At 72.1% G+C, this 18,119-nt stretch carries 20 protein-coding genes; 8 read left to right on the forward strand and 12 right to left on the reverse strand.

Annotated elements, in window-relative coordinates; all coding sequences use genetic code 11:
- Positions 1-22: 22 nt before the first annotated feature.
- The 4 genes from sp36 to KM427_RS02765 all read left to right on the forward strand — a co-directional run bounded on the left by sp36 (position 23) and on the right by KM427_RS02765 (position 2,333).
- Positions 23-181, forward strand: coding sequence for a Sp36 family protein (sp36, locus tag KM427_RS02750; RefSeq protein ID WP_183592504.1), 159 nt, complete (start codon positions 23-25; stop codon positions 179-181).
- A 1-nt stretch (position 182) separates the two neighbouring features.
- Positions 183-647, forward strand: coding sequence for a RidA family protein (locus KM427_RS02755; RefSeq protein ID WP_183592505.1), 465 nt, complete (start codon positions 183-185; stop codon positions 645-647).
- Between the two features lie 10 nt (positions 648-657).
- Positions 658-1,527, forward strand: a complete 870-nt coding sequence (locus KM427_RS02760) for an NUDIX hydrolase (RefSeq protein WP_215526181.1) — start codon at positions 658-660, stop codon at positions 1,525-1,527.
- 65 nt (positions 1,528-1,592) lie between these two features.
- Positions 1,593-2,333 carry an MBL fold metallo-hydrolase gene (locus tag KM427_RS02765; protein ID WP_252274990.1) on the forward strand — a complete coding sequence of 247 codons (741 nt, stop codon included), beginning with the start codon at positions 1,593-1,595 and terminating at the stop codon, positions 2,331-2,333.
- A gap of 67 nt (positions 2,334-2,400) precedes the next feature.
- Here KM427_RS02765 and KM427_RS02770 read toward each other — a convergent pair whose 3' ends face one another.
- Entirely contained in the window at positions 2,401-3,078 is a 678-nt protein-coding gene (locus KM427_RS02770; protein WP_183592508.1) for a Crp/Fnr family transcriptional regulator, read from the reverse strand.
- Between the two features lie 150 nt (positions 3,079-3,228).
- Here KM427_RS02770 and nth point away from each other — a divergent pair, with 150 nt between their 5' ends.
- From nth to KM427_RS02790, 4 genes are read left to right on the forward strand one after another with little or no spacing between them, the layout of a single operon-like run.
- Complete coding sequence (nth, locus tag KM427_RS02775; protein ID WP_252274992.1) at positions 3,229-3,957, forward strand: endonuclease III; 729 nt, start codon at positions 3,229-3,231, stop codon at positions 3,955-3,957.
- A gap of 28 nt (positions 3,958-3,985) precedes the next feature.
- Positions 3,986-4,588 carry a TlpA family protein disulfide reductase gene (locus tag KM427_RS02780; RefSeq protein ID WP_215526183.1) on the forward strand — a complete coding sequence of 201 codons (603 nt, stop codon included), beginning with the start codon at positions 3,986-3,988 and terminating at the stop codon, positions 4,586-4,588.
- Positions 4,585-5,322 carry an NUDIX hydrolase gene (locus KM427_RS02785; RefSeq protein ID WP_183592510.1) on the forward strand — a complete coding sequence of 246 codons (738 nt, stop codon included), beginning with the start codon at positions 4,585-4,587 and terminating at the stop codon, positions 5,320-5,322. The genes KM427_RS02780 and KM427_RS02785 overlap by 4 nt, the downstream gene beginning before the upstream one ends.
- Positions 5,319-6,494, forward strand: a complete 1,176-nt coding sequence (locus KM427_RS02790; protein WP_183592511.1) for a MarP family serine protease — start codon at positions 5,319-5,321, stop codon at positions 6,492-6,494. Before KM427_RS02785 ends, KM427_RS02790 begins: the two co-directional genes overlap by 4 nt.
- A 128-nt stretch (positions 6,495-6,622) precedes the next feature.
- Here the strand turns inward: KM427_RS02790 and KM427_RS02795 are convergent, their stop codons facing one another.
- From KM427_RS02795 to KM427_RS02845, 11 genes are all read right to left on the reverse strand, one after another.
- Positions 6,623-7,042: a phage holin family protein gene (locus KM427_RS02795; protein ID WP_183592512.1), complete on the reverse strand. Its 420-nt coding sequence runs from the start codon at positions 7,040-7,042 to the stop codon at positions 6,623-6,625.
- Between the two features lie 21 nt (positions 7,043-7,063).
- Entirely contained in the window at positions 7,064-8,371 is a 1,308-nt protein-coding gene (gene nhaA / locus KM427_RS02800) for a Na+/H+ antiporter NhaA (RefSeq protein WP_215526184.1), read from the reverse strand.
- 145 nt (positions 8,372-8,516) lie between these two features.
- Positions 8,517-10,520, reverse strand: a complete 2,004-nt coding sequence (acs, locus tag KM427_RS02805; RefSeq protein ID WP_215526185.1) for an acetate--CoA ligase — start codon at positions 10,518-10,520, stop codon at positions 8,517-8,519.
- A gap of 88 nt (positions 10,521-10,608) precedes the next feature.
- The gene (locus tag KM427_RS02810) at positions 10,609-12,213 is read right to left on the reverse strand and encodes a monocarboxylic acid transporter (protein ID WP_215526186.1); all 1,605 of its coding nucleotides are present in this window, start codon (positions 12,211-12,213) and stop codon (positions 10,609-10,611) included.
- Positions 12,210-12,566: a DUF485 domain-containing protein gene (locus KM427_RS02815; RefSeq protein WP_252274994.1), complete on the reverse strand. Its 357-nt coding sequence runs from the start codon at positions 12,564-12,566 to the stop codon at positions 12,210-12,212. The genes KM427_RS02810 and KM427_RS02815 overlap by 4 nt, the downstream gene beginning before the upstream one ends.
- 167 nt (positions 12,567-12,733) lie before the next feature.
- Positions 12,734-13,384, reverse strand: a complete 651-nt coding sequence (locus tag KM427_RS02820; RefSeq protein WP_183592516.1) for a histidine phosphatase family protein — start codon at positions 13,382-13,384, stop codon at positions 12,734-12,736.
- 125 nt (positions 13,385-13,509) lie between these two features.
- Positions 13,510-15,015, reverse strand: a complete 1,506-nt coding sequence (locus KM427_RS02825) for a sodium/solute symporter (RefSeq protein WP_215526188.1) — start codon at positions 15,013-15,015, stop codon at positions 13,510-13,512.
- Positions 15,012-15,389, reverse strand: coding sequence for a DUF485 domain-containing protein (locus KM427_RS02830; protein WP_215526189.1), 378 nt, complete (start codon positions 15,387-15,389; stop codon positions 15,012-15,014). Before KM427_RS02830 ends, KM427_RS02825 begins: the two co-directional genes overlap by 4 nt.
- Complete coding sequence (locus tag KM427_RS02835) at positions 15,386-16,141, reverse strand: LytR/AlgR family response regulator transcription factor (RefSeq protein ID WP_183592519.1); 756 nt, start codon at positions 16,139-16,141, stop codon at positions 15,386-15,388. Before KM427_RS02835 ends, KM427_RS02830 begins: the two co-directional genes overlap by 4 nt.
- Positions 16,138-17,253, reverse strand: coding sequence for a sensor histidine kinase (locus KM427_RS02840; protein WP_215526190.1), 1,116 nt, complete (start codon positions 17,251-17,253; stop codon positions 16,138-16,140). Before KM427_RS02840 ends, KM427_RS02835 begins: the two co-directional genes overlap by 4 nt.
- Before the next feature lie 15 nt (positions 17,254-17,268).
- Positions 17,269-18,111 (reverse strand): class I SAM-dependent methyltransferase, encoded by an 843-nt coding sequence (locus tag KM427_RS02845; protein WP_215526191.1) that lies wholly within the window; start codon positions 18,109-18,111, stop codon positions 17,269-17,271.
- Between the last annotated feature and the right edge of the window lie 8 nt (positions 18,112-18,119).

Raw genomic sequence — 18,119 nt, forward strand, 5'->3', positions numbered from 1 at the left:
GCCCCTGAGTAAGGTGCGAGCTATGACGAAGTGGGAGTACCTGACGGCGCCGATCCTGACGCACGCCGCGAAGCAGATCCTGGACAACTTCGGAGCCGACGGCTGGGAGCTCGTGCAGATCGCGCCCGGCATGAACCCCGAGAACCTGGTCGGCTACTTCAAGCGGCCGCTGGAGGCGTGAGATGAGCGCAGCAGAGGACCGCCTGGCCGAGCTCGGCCTCTCCGTCCCCGACGTCGCCAAGCCAGTCGCGGCGTACGTCCCGGCCGTCGTCTCCGGCGACCTGGTCTTCACCTCCGGCCAGCTGCCGGTGCGCAACGGCGAGCTGCTGGCGACCGGCAAGGTCGGCGGCGAGGTCAGCCCCGAGCAGGCCGCGGCCTGCGCCCAGCAGTGCGCGCTCAACGCGATCGCCGCCGTGAAGTCGATGGTCGGCGACCTCGACAAGGTCGTGCAGGTGGTGAAGGTCGTGGCGTTCGTCGCCTCGACGCCGGACTTCACCGGGCAGCCGCAGGTCGCGAACGGCGCGTCGGAGCTGTTCGGCACCGTGTTCGGCGACGCCGGGGTGCATGCCCGCTCGGCGGTCGGCGTGCCCGTGCTGCCGCTCGACGCCCCGGTCGAGGTGGAGGTCGTCGTCCGGATGGCCCCGTGAGGCCGCTCCGGTGAGGATCCCACTCCCGCCGGTGCCGCTGCCCGACGAGCTCGTCGACGTCGCGCGTCGGTTCGAGGAGGGCAGCCGGACGCCGGTGGAGCCGCGCAACGCGGCCACGGTCATCCTGATGCGCCCCTCGGACGACGGGCCGGAGGTCTACTACCTGTGCCGTCAGGTGTCGATGGACTTCGCGGGCGGCATGGCCGTCTACCCCGGAGGCGGTGTCGACCCGCGCGACTTCGACGCGTCCGTCGCCTGGGCCGGCCCGTCGCCGGAGGCGTGGGCGTCCCGGCTCGGGTGCGACGAGGAGACCGCCCGGGCGCTGGTCTGCGCGGCCGTGCGCGAGACCTTCGAGGAGTCGGGCGTGCTGCTCGCCGGTACGTCGTCCTCCTCGGTCGTCGCGGACACGACCGCCGACGACTGGGAGTCCGACCGGGTGGCGCTGGAGTCGCGCGAGCTGTCGATGACCGACTTCCTCAACCGCCGAGGCCTGGTGCTGCGCACCGACCTGCTCGGCGCGTGGGACGGGTGGCTGACGCCGATCTTCGAGCCGAAGCGCTACCGCACCTGGTTCTTCGTCGCCTCGCTGCCCACCGGCCAGGTCACTCGCGACGTCTCGACCGAGTCGTCGTCCGTGGCCTGGATCCCGGCCCGGTCCGCGGCGGTCCAGGCCGACGCCGGCGACCTGGCGCTGATGCCCCCGACGTACCTCACCTCGCTGGAGGTCGGCCTGCACGACTCCCCCGACGAGGTGCTCGTGGTGGCCGCGGCCCGGTCGGTGGAGATGTTCACCCCGTCGGTCGAGCCGCTCGGCGACGGCTGGACGCTGTCGATGCCCGACCGGCTGCGGCCGCTCGTCGCCGCCCGGCGGCGCGGATGAGTCCCTGGGCGGGCGGCTCCTTCGGGTCCCGCGGACGGTGCCTCCTCGCCCCCAACCCGGGTCTGATGACGCTCGACGGGACCAACACCTGGGTGCTGCAGGAGCCCGGCGCCTCGGCGTCGGTCGTGGTCGACCCCGGGCCGATCGAGGACGGTCACCTGGAGCGGCTGACCGCCGAGCTCGGTGACGTCGGGCTGGTGCTGCTGACCCACCACCACTTCGACCACGCCGAGGTGGCGGCGGAGTTCGCGCGCCGCAAGGGCTGCGCCGTCCGCGCGCTCGACCCGGCGCTGTGCGTCGGCGCCGACCCGATCGTGGACGGCGAGTCCATCGTCGTGGACGGGCTGTCGCTGCGGGTGCTGACAACGCCCGGGCACACCGCGGACTCGATCTCGCTGCTGCTGCCCGACGACGGCGCGCTGCTGACCGGCGACATGGTGCTGGGTCGCGGCACGACGGTCGTCGCCCACCCCGACGGCCAGCTCGGCCCGTACTTCACGTCCATCGAGCGGATGCGCGCGCTCGCGGCGTCGGGCGACGTCCGCACCCTCTGGCCGGCCCACGGCCCCGTGCTCGACGACGCGCTCGGCGTCCTCGACTTCTACCTCGCCCACCGTCGCGAACGCCTCGCGCAGGTCGAGGGCGCCCTCGCCGAGCTGTCGGTGTCGATCTCGCCCGAGCTCGCCGAGGACGGGACCCTGCCCCGCCAGGTGGTCGAGATCGTGTACGCCGACGTCGACCAGTCGCTCTGGGGCGCCGCCGAGCAGTCCGTCCGGGCCCAGCTCGCCTATCTCGCGCGTCGGTGAGCTGACCGGCTCGAGACGTCATACGTCGCGAGCAAGGGGACGCACTGTCCGTATGACGTCCGGGTGCTCAGCGGGCGCGGCGGGAGAGGCGTTCGACGTCCATGATCACGACGGAGCGGGGCTCGAGGCGCAGCCAGCCGCGGGAGGCGAAGTCGGCGAGCGCCTTGTTGACGGTCTCGCGGGAGGCGCCGACCAGCTGGGCGAGCTCCTCCTGGGTGAGGTCGTGGTGCACGTGGACGCCGTCGTCGGCGGTGCGGCCGAAGCGGTCGGCGAGGTCGAGCAGCGCCTTGGCGACCCGGCCGGGCACGTCGGAGAAGACCAGGTCGGCCACCACGTCGTTGGCCTTGCGCAGCCGGCCGGCGAGCTGGGCGAGCAGGCCGCGGGCGACGACCGGGCGGCCCTCGAGCCAGCGCAGCAGGTCCTCGTGGGAGAGCGAGGCGAACGTCGCGTCGGTCACCGCCGTCACGGTCGCCGAGCGCGGGCCCGGGTCGAAGAGCGAGAGCTCGCCGAACATCTGGCCGGGGCCGAGGATCGCGAGCAGGTTCTCGCGGCCGTCGGAGGACGTGCGGCCGAGCTTCACCTTGCCGTCGAGCACGATGTAGAGCTTGTCGCCCGAGTCGCCCTCGTGGAACAGGACGTCGCCGCGGCGCAGCCGCGTCTCGGCCATCGACGCCCGCAGCGCGGTCGCCGCCTCGTCGTCGAGCGCGCTGAAGAGCGGTGCTTGACGCAGCACGTCGTTGTCCACGGATCCTCCTCGTGACGTTGCCCGTGAACGCACGGGTTCCGCCGATGATCCTAGCCAGTGGCAAACCTCACAGACAGCAGTGGCCCCCGCAAGTCGAGTGAGCCCACGGCGAATCCGGCCCTGTCGGTGCGGCGCCGTACGCTGGGCCGCGTGTCCGACGCGCCCGAGACGGTGATCAGCGGCGGGGAGACCCGCACCGGCCTGGTCCGCCGAGCCCGCAAGATCGACCGCGTGCTCGCCGAGACCTACCCCGACGCCCACTGCGAGCTCGACTTCGACGACCCCTTCCAGCTGCTCGTCGTGACGGTGCTGTCGGCGCAGACCACCGACAAGCGGGTCAACGCGGTGCGCCCGACGCTGTTCGCGGCGTACCCCGACGCCAAGGCGATGGCCGCGGCCGACCGGGCCACGCTCGAGGGCATCGTCGGCCCGCTCGGGTTCTTCCGCGCCAAGACCGAGTCGCTGCTCAAGCTGAGCGCCGCGCTGGTCGAGCACCACGACGGCAAGGTCCCGCCGCGGCTCGACGATCTGGTCAAGCTGCCCGGCGTCGGCCGCAAGACTGCGAACGTCGTGCTCGGCAACGCCTTCGGCATCCCCGGCATCACCGTCGACACCCACTTCGGGCGCCTGGTCCGGCGCTTCGGCTGGACCGAGCTGACCGACCCGGTCAAGGTCGAGCACGCGATCGGTGAGCTGTTCCCGAAGAAGGACTGGACGATGCTGAGCCACCACCTCATCTGGCACGGGCGGCGCCGCTGCCACGCCCGCAACCCCGCGTGCGGTGCCTGTCCGGTGGCGAAGTGGTGCCCGGCGTACGGCGAGGGCCCGACCGACCCGGTCGCCGCGGCCAAGCTGGTCCGCACCGAGGGCCGGGCATGACCCTCCCGCTCACCCGCAGGGGCCTCGGATGAGACGAGCCCTCTCCGCCGCGCTGGTCGCGGCGCTGCTCGCGCTGTCCGGCTGCACCGACGACGTCCCCGGGCCCGGTCGGGCGCAGATCGACGTCGACACCCCCCAGCTGCGGCAGCTGCGGGCCGACGCCGGCATCGAGGCGTGCGCTCCGGGCGACGGCGACCCCGCGGCGAGCGAGCTGCCCGACGTGACGCTGCCGTGCCTGGGCGGCGGCGACGACGTCGACCTGGCGAGCCTGCGCGGCCCGCTGGTCATCAACGTCTGGGCGGCGTGGTGCCAGCCGTGTGCGCGGGAGATGCCGGCGCTCGCGAAGTTCTACGACCGGTACGGCGACGAGGTGTCGGTCATCGGGATCGACTACCAGGACCCGCAGACCGGCCCCGCGCTGGAGCTGGCGCAGCGGTCGGGCGTCACCTACCCACTGCTCGCCGACCCCCAGGGCGACCTGCAGGCCCAGGAGCCCTTCCCGCTCAAGATCCTGATGCCCTCCTTCCTCTTCGTCGACGAGCAGGGCGCGGCGACGTACACGCAGGGCGGTATCGACAGCGTCGACGAGATGGTCGACCTGGTCGAGGAGCACCTCGGGGTCACCCTGTGACCGCATCGGACCCGGGGGAGGACCTCCCCGACTGGCTGCTGCCGATCGAGCGCGCCGCGCGCGAGATCCGGGCCGAGGACCTCACCCGGTTCGTGCCGCCGCCCGGCGGCGCCTCCCGCCGCGGCGCCGTCCTGATGCTCTTCGGCGACGGCCCGCAGGGCGGCGAGCTGCTGCTCACCGAGCGGGCCCACGACATGCGCTCCCACCCCGGTCAGGTGTCGTTCCCGGGCGGCTCGCTGGACCCCGGCGAGGACGAGGTCGAGGCCGCGCTCCGGGAGGCCGAGGAGGAGGTGGGCGTCGACCCGAGCACGGTCGCGGTGTTCGGTCGCCTGCCCGAGCTGTGGCTGCCGCCGAGCGACTACGCCGTGACGCCGATCCTCGGCTGGTGGGCCCGGCCGACCGAGGTCTCCGTCGTGAGCCAGGCCGAGGTGCACGCGATCCACCACGTGCCGCTCTCCGAGCTGGTCGACCCCACCCACCGGGTGACCGTCCGGATGCCGCGCGGCGGCTACCTGAGCCCGGGCTTCCTCATCGGTCCAGACCACGACGTGATCCTCTGGGGCTTCACCGGCGGGATCATCGCCCGGCTGCTGGACTATCTGGACTGGTCGGTCCCGTGGGACGAGTCGCGCGTGCGGGACCTGCCGGCGTACATGTTCAAGGGGCAGGAACGCCGCCGCGACGTCGACCTGCTCGACATCGACGACGACCAGCGCCGCGGGGGTGCCCGGTGAACCTGCTCGACTGGCTGCTCGTCGTCCTGGTCCTCGCCTACGCGCTGTCCGGCTACTGGCAGGGCTTCGTCACCGGCGCGTTCGCGACGGCGGGGTTGCTGTTCGGCGGTCTCTTCGGCGTCTGGCTCGCCCCGACCGCGCTCGGCGACGCCGATCCCTCGATGCTGGTCTCGCTCGGCGCGCTCTTCATCGTGATCCTGGCGGCGTCGCTGGGCCAGGCGCTGTTCCAGTTCGTCGGGTCGCGGATCCGCGACCGGATCACCTGGCAGCCGGCCCGCGCGGTCGACGCGGTCGGCGGGGCGCTGCTCAGCGCGGTCGCCGTCCTGCTGGTGGCGTGGGCGCTCGGCGTCGCGATCTCCGGGTCCCGGATCAGCGGCGTCACGCCGCTGGTGCGGGAGTCCACGGTGCTCTCGAGCGTCGACGGCGTGCTGCCCAACAGCGCCGACGGGGCGCTCCAGGCGTTCAACAACGTCGTCGGCACGACCTTCTTCCCGCGCTACCTCGAGCCGTTCGCGCCCGAGCGCATCGTCGAGGTCGGGCCCGGGCCGCGGCGGCTGCTCCAGGACCCCGACGTCGAGCGCGCGGCCGTCAGCGTCGCGAAGATCCGCGGCACCAACGACTGCGGTCGCGGTGTCGAGGGCTCCGGCTTCCTCTACGCACAGAACCGGCTGATGACCAACGCCCACGTGGTCGCCGGCGTCGACGAGCCCGAGGTCGTGGTCGGCGACACGACGCTGCCGGCGTCGGTCGTCTACTACAACCCCGACGTCGACGTGGCCGTACTCGCCTACGACAGCGGCGACACCGATCTGCTCGAGTTCGACCAGTCCGCGGGCGCCGGCGACGGCGTGGCCGTGCTCGGCTACCCCGAGGACGGCCCGTACGACGTACAGCCGGCGCGGATCCGGTCGCAGCAGCGGCTGCGCTCGCCCGACATCTACGGCCGCGGCACGGTGATCCGCGACGTCTACTCGCTGCGCGGGCTGATCCGCCCCGGCAACTCCGGCGGCCCGATCGTGTCGTCGCGCGGCGACGTCGTGGGCGTGGTGTTCGCGGCGTCGGTCAACGACCACGACACGGGCTACGCGCTGACCGCCGAGCAGGTCGCCGAGGCGGCCGGTGCGGGCCTGCGCAGCTCCGACGTCGTCGACACGGGCGACTGCGCCGGGTGACGTCGCGAAGCGGCGGCACCCGTGGCGCAGGAGGATTGCCCTTCGAGACGCCTCGTCCCTCGGCTCCTCAGGAGCCGCAGCGACCTCGCGTCGAAATCCAGTGAGCCGAGAAGCAGGGCTGGGGCTGGCTAGGCCTGGCCCTTCAGCGCCTTGGGGATCTCGCGGCCCTGCTCGATCGCCCGCTCGGGGGCGCGGACCTTCTTCACCTGGCGCACGCCGATGAAGACCATCAACGCGGCGACGAGCAGGTAGAAGCCGAACACGATCAGGAACGCCCAGTGCAGCGCGAGCCCGTCGCCGTTCCAGTTGATGAAGTAGGCGATCGAGACCGACAGCATGATGATCGCGAGCACCAGCAGGAACGCGGCGCCGAGGAACAGGCCGATGCCGGTGCCGCCGGCGCGGACGCTCACCTTGAGCTCCGATTTGGCGAGCTGGATCTCCTTCTGGATCAGCGTGGAGATGTCCTGGGTGGCGTCGTGGACCAGCCGGCCGATCGTGGGGTCCTCCGCAGCCGAAGGGGCTGCCTGGACGTCGTTGCTCGCCATGCTCGTCACCCTACAGAATCCCTACTCCCGCTGGTCGTCCCGCTGGTAGACGTCGGGTACCCCGTCGCGGTCGTCGTCACGCTCCTCGATCTCCTGCAGCCGCCGGTAGACGCGGTTGCGGGCCCGCAGCACGACCGCTGCCAGGGCGGTCGCGACGAGCGAGCCGACGAGTACGCCGACCTTGGCGTGGTCGTCGGCGACGGTGCCCGAGCCGAAGGCGAGCTCGCCGATCAGCAGCGAGACGGTGAACCCGATGCCGGCGAGCATCGCCATGCCGACGACGTCGACCCAGCTGAGCTCGTCGTCGAGGTCGGCGCGCGTGAACCTGGCCAGCAGCCAGGTGGACCCGGTGATGCCGACGGTCTTGCCGACCACGAGGCCGCAGACGATGCCGAGCGCGATCCGGTCGGTCAGCGAGGCGGCGAGACCGTCCAGCCCGCCGACGTACACGCCGGCCGCGAAGAACGCGAAGACCGGCACGGCGACGCCCGCCGAGATCGGGCGGATCAGGTGCTCGAGGTGCTCGGCGAGTCCGGGCCCGTCGCTGCCGTCGGCGCGGCGCACCGGCACGGTGAACGCCAGCACGACGCCGGCGACCGTGGCGTGCACCCCGGAGGCGTGCACGAGCGTCCACGCGGTCAGGGCGAGCGGCAGCAGCAGCCACCAGCGGTGGACGCGGCGCTGCACCAGGATCCCGAAGGCGAGGATCGGCACCGCGGCGAGCAGGAGGTACGGCAGCTGCAGCGAGTCGGTGTAGAAGACCGCGATGATCGTGATCGCGAGCAGGTCGTCGACCACGGCGAGGGTCAGCAGGAAGGTGCGCAGGCCGCTGGGCAGGTGGGTGCTGATCACCGCCAGGATCGCGACCGCGAAGGCGATGTCGGTCGCCGTCGGGATCGCCCAGCCGACCAGGTCGTCGGTGCTGAGGTTCCACAGCACGAAGACGACCGCGGGGGCCGCCATGCCGCCGACCGCCGCCATCACCGGCAGGGCGGCACGCCGCGGGTCGCGCAGGTCGCCCGCGACGAACTCGCGCTTGAGCTCCAGGCCGGCCACGAAGAAGAAGATCGCCAGCAGCCCGTCGGCCGCCCACCCGCCGATGGTGAGGTCGAGGTGCAGTGCGTCCGGCCCGACCACCCGGTCGCGGATCGCGAAGTACGCGTCGTGCCACGGGCTGTTCGCCCAGACCAGCGCGACCGCGGCGGCGGCGATCAGCAGCAGGCCACCGGTCGTCTCCGCGCGCAGGATGTCGGCGGCCCGCGACGACTCCAGCCATGAACCGCGCGCGAACAGCCTCGGCGTACGTCGGGTGTCGGCGGATCGGGTCACGGTGCTCCTCGGGGTCGGTCGGGCTCGACTGCCGACCAGACTTCCCGGCGCACCACGGACAGTCTACAAATGCCGAGTCGGCGCCAGTTCACCATGTCCGGGGTGAACTGGCGCCGACTCGCGGGTGAACTGGCGCCGACTCGGCCTAGTCCTCCTTGCCGGAGTCGAGGCCCTGGGAGATCAGGTCCATGACCGAGGAGTCGGCGAGGGTGGTGACGTCGCCGACCTCGCGGTTCTCGGCGACGTCGCGGAGCAGGCGGCGCATGATCTTGCCCGAGCGGGTCTTGGGCAGCTCGGGGACGATCATGATCTGGCGCGGGGTGGCGATCGGGCCGATCTCCTTGCGGACGTGCTGGCGCAGCTCCTTGACGATGTCGTCGCCGCCGTCGCCCGCGTCCTCACGCAGGATCACGAACGCGCAGACGGCCTGCCCGGTGTCGGCGTCCTTGGCGCCCACGACGGCGGCCTCGGCGACCTTGGGGTGGGAGACCAGGGCGGACTCGATCTCGGTGGTGGAGAGGCGGTGGCCGGAGACGTTCATGACGTCGTCGACCCGGCCGAGCACCCAGATGTCGCCGTCGTCGTCCTTCTTGGCGCCGTCGCCGGCGAAGTAGAAGCCCTCCTTGGCGAAGCGCGACCAGTAGGTGTCTCTGAAGCGCTCGTCGTCGCCCCAGATCGTGCGCAGCATGGCCGGCCACGGCTGGGTGAGCACGAGGTAGCCGCCGGACCCGTTCGGCACCGGCTCGCCGGCCTCGTTGACGACCTCCGCGGAGACGCCCGGGATCGGAGTCATCGCCGAGCCCGGCTTGCCGGCGGTGACGCCGGGCAGTGGGCTGATCATGATCATCCCGGTCTCCGTCTGCCACCAGGTGTCGACGACCGGGGTGCGGTCGCCGCCGATGACGTGGCGGTACCAGACGTAGGCCTCGGGGTTGATCGGCTCGCCGACCGAGCCGAGGATCCGCAGCGAGGACATGTCGTACTTGTCCGGGATCTCGCGGCCCTGCTTCATGAACGAGCGGATGGCGGTGGGTGCGGTGTAGAAGATCGTGACCTGGTAGTCCTGGATGATCTTCCACCAGCGGCCCCGCTCGGGGCTGTCGGGCGTGCCTTCGTACATCACCTGGGTCGCGCCGTTCGCGAGCGGGCCGTAGACCAGGTAGGAGTGGCCGGTCACCCAGCCGATGTCGGCCGAGCACCAGTAGACGTCGGTCTCGGGCTTGAGGTCGAAGACCGCCCAGTGCGTGTACGCCGCGCCGGTCAGATAGCCGCCGGTCGTGTGCAGGATGCCCTTCGGCTTGCCGGTGGTGCCCGAGGTGTACATCACGTAGAGCGGGTGCTCGGAGTCGAACGCCTCCGGCGTGTGCTGGGTCGAGGCGGAGTCGACCACGTCGTGCCACCACATGTCGACCGCGTCGTCCCACGCGACGTCCTGCCCGGTACGGCGTACCACCACGACCTTCTCGACGACGTGTCCGTTCTGGGAGGTCTTCGTGCGGGCCTCGTCGACCGCCGGCTTCAGCGCGGAGGGCGCGCCGCGCCGGTAGCCGCCGTCCGAGGTGATCACGACCTTCGCCTGGCAGTCCTCGAGCCGCGAGGCCAGCGCGTCGGCCGAGAAGCCGCCGAAGACAACGGTGTGGGGCGCTCCGATGCGGGCGCAGGCCAGCATCGCGACGACGGCCTCGGGGATCATCGGCAGGTAGATCGCGACCCGGTCGCCGGTCCGCACCCCGAGCTCGGTCAGCGCGTTCGCGGCCCGGCAGATCTCGTCCTGCAGCTGGGCGTAGGTGATGTCCCGGCTATCCGCATTTCCTTGGCTGTCGACCGGCTCGCCGACCCAGTGGATCGCGACCCGGTCGCCGCGGCCCGCCTCGACGTGCCGGTCGACGCAGTTGTACGCCGCATTCAGCCGGCCGCCGACGTACCACTTCGCGAACGGCGCGTCGTCCCAGTCGAGGACCCGGTCCCACTTCTGCGACCAGTCGAGCCGCTCGGCCTGCTCGGCCCAGAACCCCTCCGGATCGCGTCGCGCCCGCTCGTAGGCCTCGGCCTTCACGTTGGCGTGCTCGGCGATCGCTGCCGGCGGCTCGAACCGACGCTCCTCCTTGAGCAGGTTGGCCAGCGTCTCGTCGGTGGTCTCTTCGCTCACGTTCTCTCCTGCAGACGTAGTGGTACTCGCCACATTAGGGCGTGTTCGGACGCCCGGCGACCGAGGGTCGCCGGGCGTCCGCAGGCGGTCAGTGCTGGACCGCCTGCTCAGCGCCCGCGCCGGTGAGTGCGCGGACCTCGAGCTCGGTGTACCGCGCGGCCGTGTCCGGCTCGTGCGAGGTGATCGTGCCGAGCCAGCCGAGCAGGAACCCGATCGGGATCGAGATGATGCCCGGGTTGCTCAGCGGGAACCACTGCCAGTCGTGGTCGGTGAACAGCGCCGTCTCCGACCCCGAGACCACCGGCGAGAAGAACACCAGGCCCACGCTGGCGATCAGGCCGCCGTAGATGGCCCAGGTCGCGCCGCGGGTGTTGAACCGCCGCCAGAAGAGGTTGTAGATCAGCGACGGCAGGTTCGCCGAGGCGGCGACGGCGAAGGCGAGCGCCACCAGGAACGCGATGTTGAGCTTCTGCGCCGGGATCGCGAGCGCGATCGCGATGCCGCCGATCACGAACGCCGAGATCCGGGCCACCCGCACCTCGTCGCGCTCGCTGGCCTCCCCGCGGCGGAAGACCGTCGCATAGAGGTCGTGGGCGACCGAGGACGCCGAGGTCAGCGTCAGCCCGGCGACCACCGCGAGGATCGTCGCGAACGCCACGGCCGAGATCAGGGCGAGCAGCACCGCGCCGCCCGTCGTACCGTCCCCACCGCCGACGGCCTCGGCCAGGAGCGGGGAGGCCAGGTTGCCGCCCGAGGCGGCGACCTTGCTGCCCGCGCCGGTGTCGAGCAGCGCCGCGGCACCGAACCCCAGGGCCAGGGTCATCAGGTAGAACGCGCCGATCAGGCCGATCGCCCACAGCACGGAGGTGCGGGCGGCCTTCGCGGTCGGCACCGTGTAGAAGCGGATCAGGATGTGCGGCAGCCCGGCGGTGCCGAGGACCAGCGCCAGGCCGAGGCTGAGGAAGTCGATCTTCGACGTGGTGTCGATGCCGTACTTCAGTCCGGGCTGGAGGAAGGCGTCGCCCTTGCCGGTGTTCGCGGCCGCGGCGCCGAGCAGCTCGGAGATGTGGAAGTCGAACTTCGCCAGCACGAGGATCGTGATCAGGATCGTGCCGCCCATCAGCAGGATCGCCTTCACGATCTGCACCCAGGTGGTGCCCTTCATGCCCCCGACCGTGACGTAGAAGATCATCAGCAGGCCGACCAGGACGATCGTGATGTTCTTCGCGGCGTCCGAGTCCGCGCCGAGCAGCAGCGCCACCAGCGCACCGGCGCCGACCATCTGCGCCAGCAGGTAGAAGATCGAGACGACCACCGTCGAGGTCGCGGCCGCGGTGCGCACCGGGCGCTGCCGCATCCGGTAGGCGAGCTGGTCGGCCATCGTGTAGCGACCGGAGTTGCGCAGCAGCTCGGCGACCAACAGCAGCGCCACCAGCCAGGCGACCAGGAAGCCGATCGAGTACAGGAAGCCGTCGTACCCGTAGAGCGCGATCGCGCCGGAGATGCCGAGGAACGACGCGGCCGACATGTAGTCGCCCGAGATCGCCATGCCGTTCTGGAAGCCGGTGAAGCCCCGGCCGCCCGCGTAGAAGTCGGCGGCGCCCTTGGTCTGCCGGCTCGCCCAGAAGGTGATCGCGACCGTGACCAGGACGACCAGGACGAACAGGATCGTGGTGAGGCTGTCGGAGCTCACTGTGCGCCTCCCACGTGGTCGTTGTAGCGCCGCTCGAGGTCGCGCGCGATCGGGTCGGCGTTGCGGTTCATGAAGCGGGCGTAGAGCCAGGCGATGAGGAACGTGGTCGCGAACTGGAGCAGGCCGAAGACCAGGGCGACGTTGATGTTGCCGACGACCTTGGTGCTCATGAAGTCGGTGGCCCAGTTGCTCATCACGACGTAGAGCAGGTACCAGGCCAGGAAGGCAACGGTCGCCGGGAAGACGAAGCCGCGGTAGAGCGCGCGCAGCCGCGCGAACTCCGGGAGGGCGTGCAGCTCGTCGTACACCGGATCGTGCCGGTGGGCATGATCGTGGGTCAGTGGCTCGGTCACGGGGGGCGCCCTTCTCGAGGGGATGGTGATCGTCGTCACCATGCCCACGAGCACCCGGGTCGGGCAGGGGTGCGAGCGGGATCCGCGCCGAGCGGCGACGTCGAAACGACGAGCGGTGCTCCTGGCGCGACGAGCGGATTTTCCGTCGCTCGGCGTCCGGCTCGCTCTCAGACCGGGTCCGGCTCCCCGGTCGGGTCGGCTGCTCCGGCGTCGATCAGGTGCGCACCGCCGAGCGGGTCGCTCGACCAGCCGGTGACGGCCCAGCCGGTGCCCGGCGAGCCGTCGAGTACGACGGCACCGGTGTTACGCAGCCGCTGCTCGGGAGGACCGCCGTGGCGGGCCGCGAAGGTGCGGATCGCCGCGCCGTGGCTGAACGCGACCACGGTGGCGTCGTCGGCGTGGCCGGTCGCGAGTGCGCGGACGGCGTCGTCGTACCGGCCGAAGAACGCGTGTCCGTCCTCCCCGTCCGGCATCGCGACGCCGAGGTCGCCGGCGATCCAGGACGTGACGGTCTCGGCGTACCGGTCGACGGACTCCGCGGCGGTGTGCATCTCGAGCGCGCCGGCGCCGATCTCCTCCAGACCCTCGCTGACCACGATCTCGATCCCGCGCGCCCGGGCGAGCGGGTCGGCGGTGAGCTGGGTCCGGACCAGCGGCGAGGCGTGCACGGCCGCGATCCGCGACGTGGTCAGCACGGCCGGGATCGCCGCCGCCTGCCGGTGGCCGAGCGGGGTGAGCGGCGCGCCCGGTCGAGCGGTGTCGAGCGCCCCGGTGACGTTGGACGGCGTCTCGCCGTGGCGGATCAGGATCAGGCGCACATCGGCAAGGCTAGGCGGTGTCGGAAATCCGGCTCGCTTGTAACGCCGGGTTACTAGCTGTTCCCACGGGGTTGCACCATGGTGGGAACAGTCGGTAACCCGGCGTTACAGCCGTGAGGCCGTGATCAGCCGCGATCCAGCTCCACCGTCTCCGGGGTGTGCAGCCGGACCAGGAAGCGTCCCGCGTCGGCCGGCGCGCGAGCGCGGGTCAGCCGCGAGACGGTGACCATCGTCGTCAGCGCGAGCGGCACGGTCCAGGCGGCGGGCTGGCCCATCAGCGTGTCGAGCCAGCCCGACGGTTCGGGGACGCGGATCGTCCAGAGGATCGCGACGGTCGAGCCGAGTCCACCGGCGACCAGTCCCGCGATCGCGCCGACGGAGGTCAGCCCGCGCCACCAGATGCCGAGCAGCAGCAGCGGACAGAAGGTCGCCGCCGCCATCGCGAAGGCGAGGCCGACCGCGCGGGCCACGCCGAGGTCCGGCGCCAGCAGGGCCACGACGCAGGGCACGGTCACCGCGACGACCGCGCCGAGCCGGAACGCCGTGACCCCGCCCAGTCGGCGGCCGCGGACCTGCGCGCGCCCGGTGAGGTCCTGGCTCAGCACGCCCGCGACGGCGATCGACAGCCCCGACGACGTCGAGAGGAACGCCGCGAACGCGCCGGCGGTGACCATGCCCGTCAGCACCTCGCCCAGGGCGCCGTCGACCATGATCCGCGGCAGCTCGAGCACCAGCGCGTCCGACGCCCCGGACGCGGCGAGCTCGGGGGCGTAGATCCGGCCGAGGGCGCCGTAGATCGGCGGCAGCAGGTAGAAGAGCCCGAGCAGCGCGAGCACCACCAGCGTCGTACGACGGGCGGCGCGGCCGTCGGGGTTCGTGTAGAACCGCACGACCACGTGCGGCAGCCCCATCGTGCCCAGGAACGTCGCGACGATGAGCGAGTAGGTGACGTAGAGGCCCTCGGCGCCGCCCGGCGCGAGCGGCACCGACCAGTCGCCGCCCGTCGGGCGGGCGCTGCCGTCCCCCGCCCACACCACCAGCAGCACGGCGGCCGGGACCAGCAGCGCGGTGAGCTTGAGCCAGTACTGGAAGGCCTGCACGAACGTGATGCTGCGCATCCCGCCAGAGGTGACGTTGGCGAGCACCACGACGCCGACGATGACCGGCCCGACCCAGATCGGGGCGCCCACCGCCGACCGCAGGGTGAGTCCCGCGCCCTTGAACTGGGGCACCAGGTAGAGCCACCCGATCGCGACGACGAGCACCGAGCAGACCGCGCGTACGCCGCGCGAGCCGAGTCGAGCCTCCGCGAAGTCGGGGAGCGTGTAGGCGCCGGACCGGCGCAGCGGCGCGGCCACCAGCACCAGTAGCACCAGGTAGCCGGCGGTCCAGCCGACCGGGTACCAGAGCATGTCGGCGCCGTGGATCAGCACCAGGCCGGCGACGCCGAGGAACGAGGCGGCGGAGAGGTACTCGCCGCCGATCGCGCTGGCGTTCAGGCGCGGGTGCACGGTGCGGGACGCCACGAAGAAGTCGCTCGTCGTCCGCGAGAACCGCAGCCCCCAGGTGCCGATCGCCAGGGTGGCGACCGTGACGAGCGAGATCGCGATGATCCCGGGGGCGGCGTTCATCTCTCCGCCTCCGAGACGATCTCGGCGAAGTCGCGCTCGTTGCGCTCCGCCCGGTGCACGTAGGCCCAGCCGAGCCCGACCAGCACCGGGTAGACGACCACGCCGAGCAGCAGCCAGCCGAGCGGCATCCCGAGCAGGCGTACGTCGGAGAGCTCGGGCAGGAGGTAGAAGGCCAGCGGCAGCAGGCCGATCGTCACCCCCATCACCGCGAGCACGCCGACCGCGAGCCGCAGCTGCTCGCGCAGCAGCGAGCGCATGTAGACGCCGCCGAGCCGGGTGCCCGCGTCGATGTCCGACGTACGGCGGGTCGGCGGGCGGCGCCGGGGCGGCCCGGTGACCCGGACCCGGGTGGGCGCCGGGCCCGGCTCGGTCACGAGTCGGTCCGCGGTGACACCGTGCGGTTCTCCAGCAGCAGCTCGCGGAGCTCACGGGTGTGCCGGCGGCTGACCACGAGCTCGACCCCGCGCGGCCCGACCGTGACCGTGCAGCGGCCGCCGTCCATGCGCACCTCGGTCACCTGCGACAGCGAGACCAGCAGCGAGCGGTGGATGCGCACGAAGCCGGCCGCGGCCCACTCCTCCTCGAGGGTGGACAGCGGGCTGCGCACCAGGTGGGACTCCGCCGCGGTGTGCAACCGCGCGTAGTCGCCCTGCGCCTCGACGTGGGTGATGTCGGAGCGGTGGACGAACCGGGTGACCCCGCCGCGCTCGACGGCGACCTGCGTGTCGTCGCGGACCGGGGCCGACTCCGCAACGCCGTCGAGCATGCCGACCACCCGGCGTACCGCCTCGGTCAGGCGCTCGGCGCGCACCGGCTTGAGCACGTAGTCGACCGCGCGCAGGTCGAAGGCCTCCACGGCGTGCTGCTCGTGGGCGGTGACGAAGACGATCGGCGGCGGCGTGCGGAACCGGCTCAGCACCTGCCCGAGCTCGAGTCCGGTCAGCCCGGGCATCTGGATGTCGAGGAAGACCGCGTCGACCGCGCCCTCGTGGAGGATCCGCAGCCCGTCGGTCGCCGAGCTGCTGGTGTGCACCTCGCCGATCCGGTCGTCGTCGGCGAGCAGGTAGGTCAGCTCGTCGAGGGCGGGCCGCTCGTCGTCGATGACGAGCACCGTCAGTGGCTTCATGCATGGACTCCCGGTGCGAACTTGGGCACTCTCACGACGACCTTGGTACCCGCGCCGGGCGCGGTCTCCACCACGAGCCCGTAGTCGTCGCCGAACGTCGAGCGCAGCCGGCCGTCGACGTTGCCGAGACCCACCGAGTCCAGACCCGCGTCGCCGGCCAGCGCGCGGCGTACGACGTCCGGGTCCTCGCCCACCCCGTCGTCCTCCACCTCGATCACGCACTCCTGGTCCTGGTCGCGGGCGACGATGCGGATCGCGCCGCCGCCCTCCGCCGACTCCAGTCCGTGCCGGACGGCGTTCTCGACCAACGGTTGGATGCACAGGAAGGGTACGGCGACCGGGAGCACCTCCGGCGCGATCCGCAGTGTCACCTGGAGCCGCTCGCCGAAGCGGGCCTGCTCGAGCAGCAGGTAGCGCTCGACCGAGCGCAGCTCCTCGGCGAGGGTGGTGTACTCGCCGTGCCGGCGGAAGGAGTAGCGGGTGAAGTCCGCGAACTCCAACAGCAGGTCGCGGGCGCGGTCGGGGTCGGTGCGCACGAAGCTCGCGATCGCCCCGAGGGAGTTGTAGATGAAGTGCGGGCTGATCTGGGCCCGCATCGCCCGCACCTCCGCCTCGATCAGCCGGGTGCGAGACGCGTCGAGCTCGGCGAGCTCGAGCTGCGAGGCCACCCACGCCGCCACCTCGTCGGTGGCCCGGGCCAGGCCCGCGGTGGGTGCGTCGGCGAAGACCTGGAGGGTGCCGACCACCCGTTCGTCGACGACGAGCGGGCTGGCGATGGCACCGCGTACGTCGCAGCCGGGGGCGCCACAGGGCAGGTCGTGCCGGTCGAAGACCCGGGTGCGGCCCGCCTCGACGGTCAGCTCCGCGAGCCCGGCGCACTGCTCCTCGTGATGCTGCCCGGAGCCGTGCCAGGCCAGGGAGCCGGAGGTGTCGGTGATCGCGAGAGCCGGGCTGCCGAGCAGGTCGTGCAGGTGCCGGATGCTGCGCTCGGCGCTCTCCGTGGTCAGGCCGGCGCGCAGTGCGGGGGCCGCCAGCGAGGCGCTGTGCAGGGTGCGGAAGGTGGCCCGGTCGGCCTCGGTGCCCAGGTGTCGACGGCGCCAAGGTCGGGGCATCGACGTCTCCGGCTGCTAACGGAAGTCGATCAGCAGGACGTCGTCGGTGTCGGCCGGCTCGCCCCCCGTGGTGGCCGGCCGGCCCTCGTCGCCCGCCTCGGTCGTCGCGATGGCCGCGCCCTCCGGCCGGTCGACCACGGTCGCGCGGAAGCACGAGGCGACGTAGGGGAGCTGCATGCCGTCCATGCCGCGCCCGTAGTCGTCGTAGAAGGCCAGCACCTCGGCCAGCTTGGCCCGCCGTCCGTCCTCGTCGAGCACCGCGACGTTGGAGCGTGACAGCACCAGGTCCTGCACGGACTCGCGGTCGATGACCTGCCAGTGCTTGTAGGAGGCGTTCTCGACGAAGCCGAACCAGCCCGACGTCACCAGGGTCTCGGTCGGATCGGTCTCCTGCTCCTGCGTGCCGATGATCCGGCCGAGCCGCTTCACCCAGGGGATGCGTTCGTCGCGCTTGTTCCAGATCAGCGCGAGCCGGCCGCCGGGCCGCAGCGCCCGGGCGATCTCCGGCAGCGCCCGCTCGTGGTCGAACCAGTGGAACGCCTGGCCTGCCACCACCACGTCGTACGACCCGTCGGCGGCGGGCAGCTCCTCGGCCGAGGCGACCGAGGTGGGTACGTCGGGCAGTCGCTCCCGCAGCCGCGCCAGCATCGCGTCGTCGGGGTCGGTGGCGTGCACCTCGTGGCCGAGCCCGAGCAGCACCTCGGTGAGCTTGCCGGTGCCGGCGCCGAGCTCGAGCACCGTCTGCGGCTGGTCACCCACCAGCCAGGCCCCGGCCTCGCGCGGGTACGACGGACGCCCGCGGTCGTAGGCGGCCGCCACGGAGCCGAAGGAGCGGGCGGGCTGGGGCTGGTCACTCATCGGGCTCA

This window comes from Nocardioides sp. LMS-CY (assembly GCF_018732145.1).
In the GTDB taxonomy this organism is placed as follows: domain Bacteria; phylum Actinomycetota; class Actinomycetes; order Propionibacteriales; family Nocardioidaceae; genus Nocardioides; species Nocardioides soli.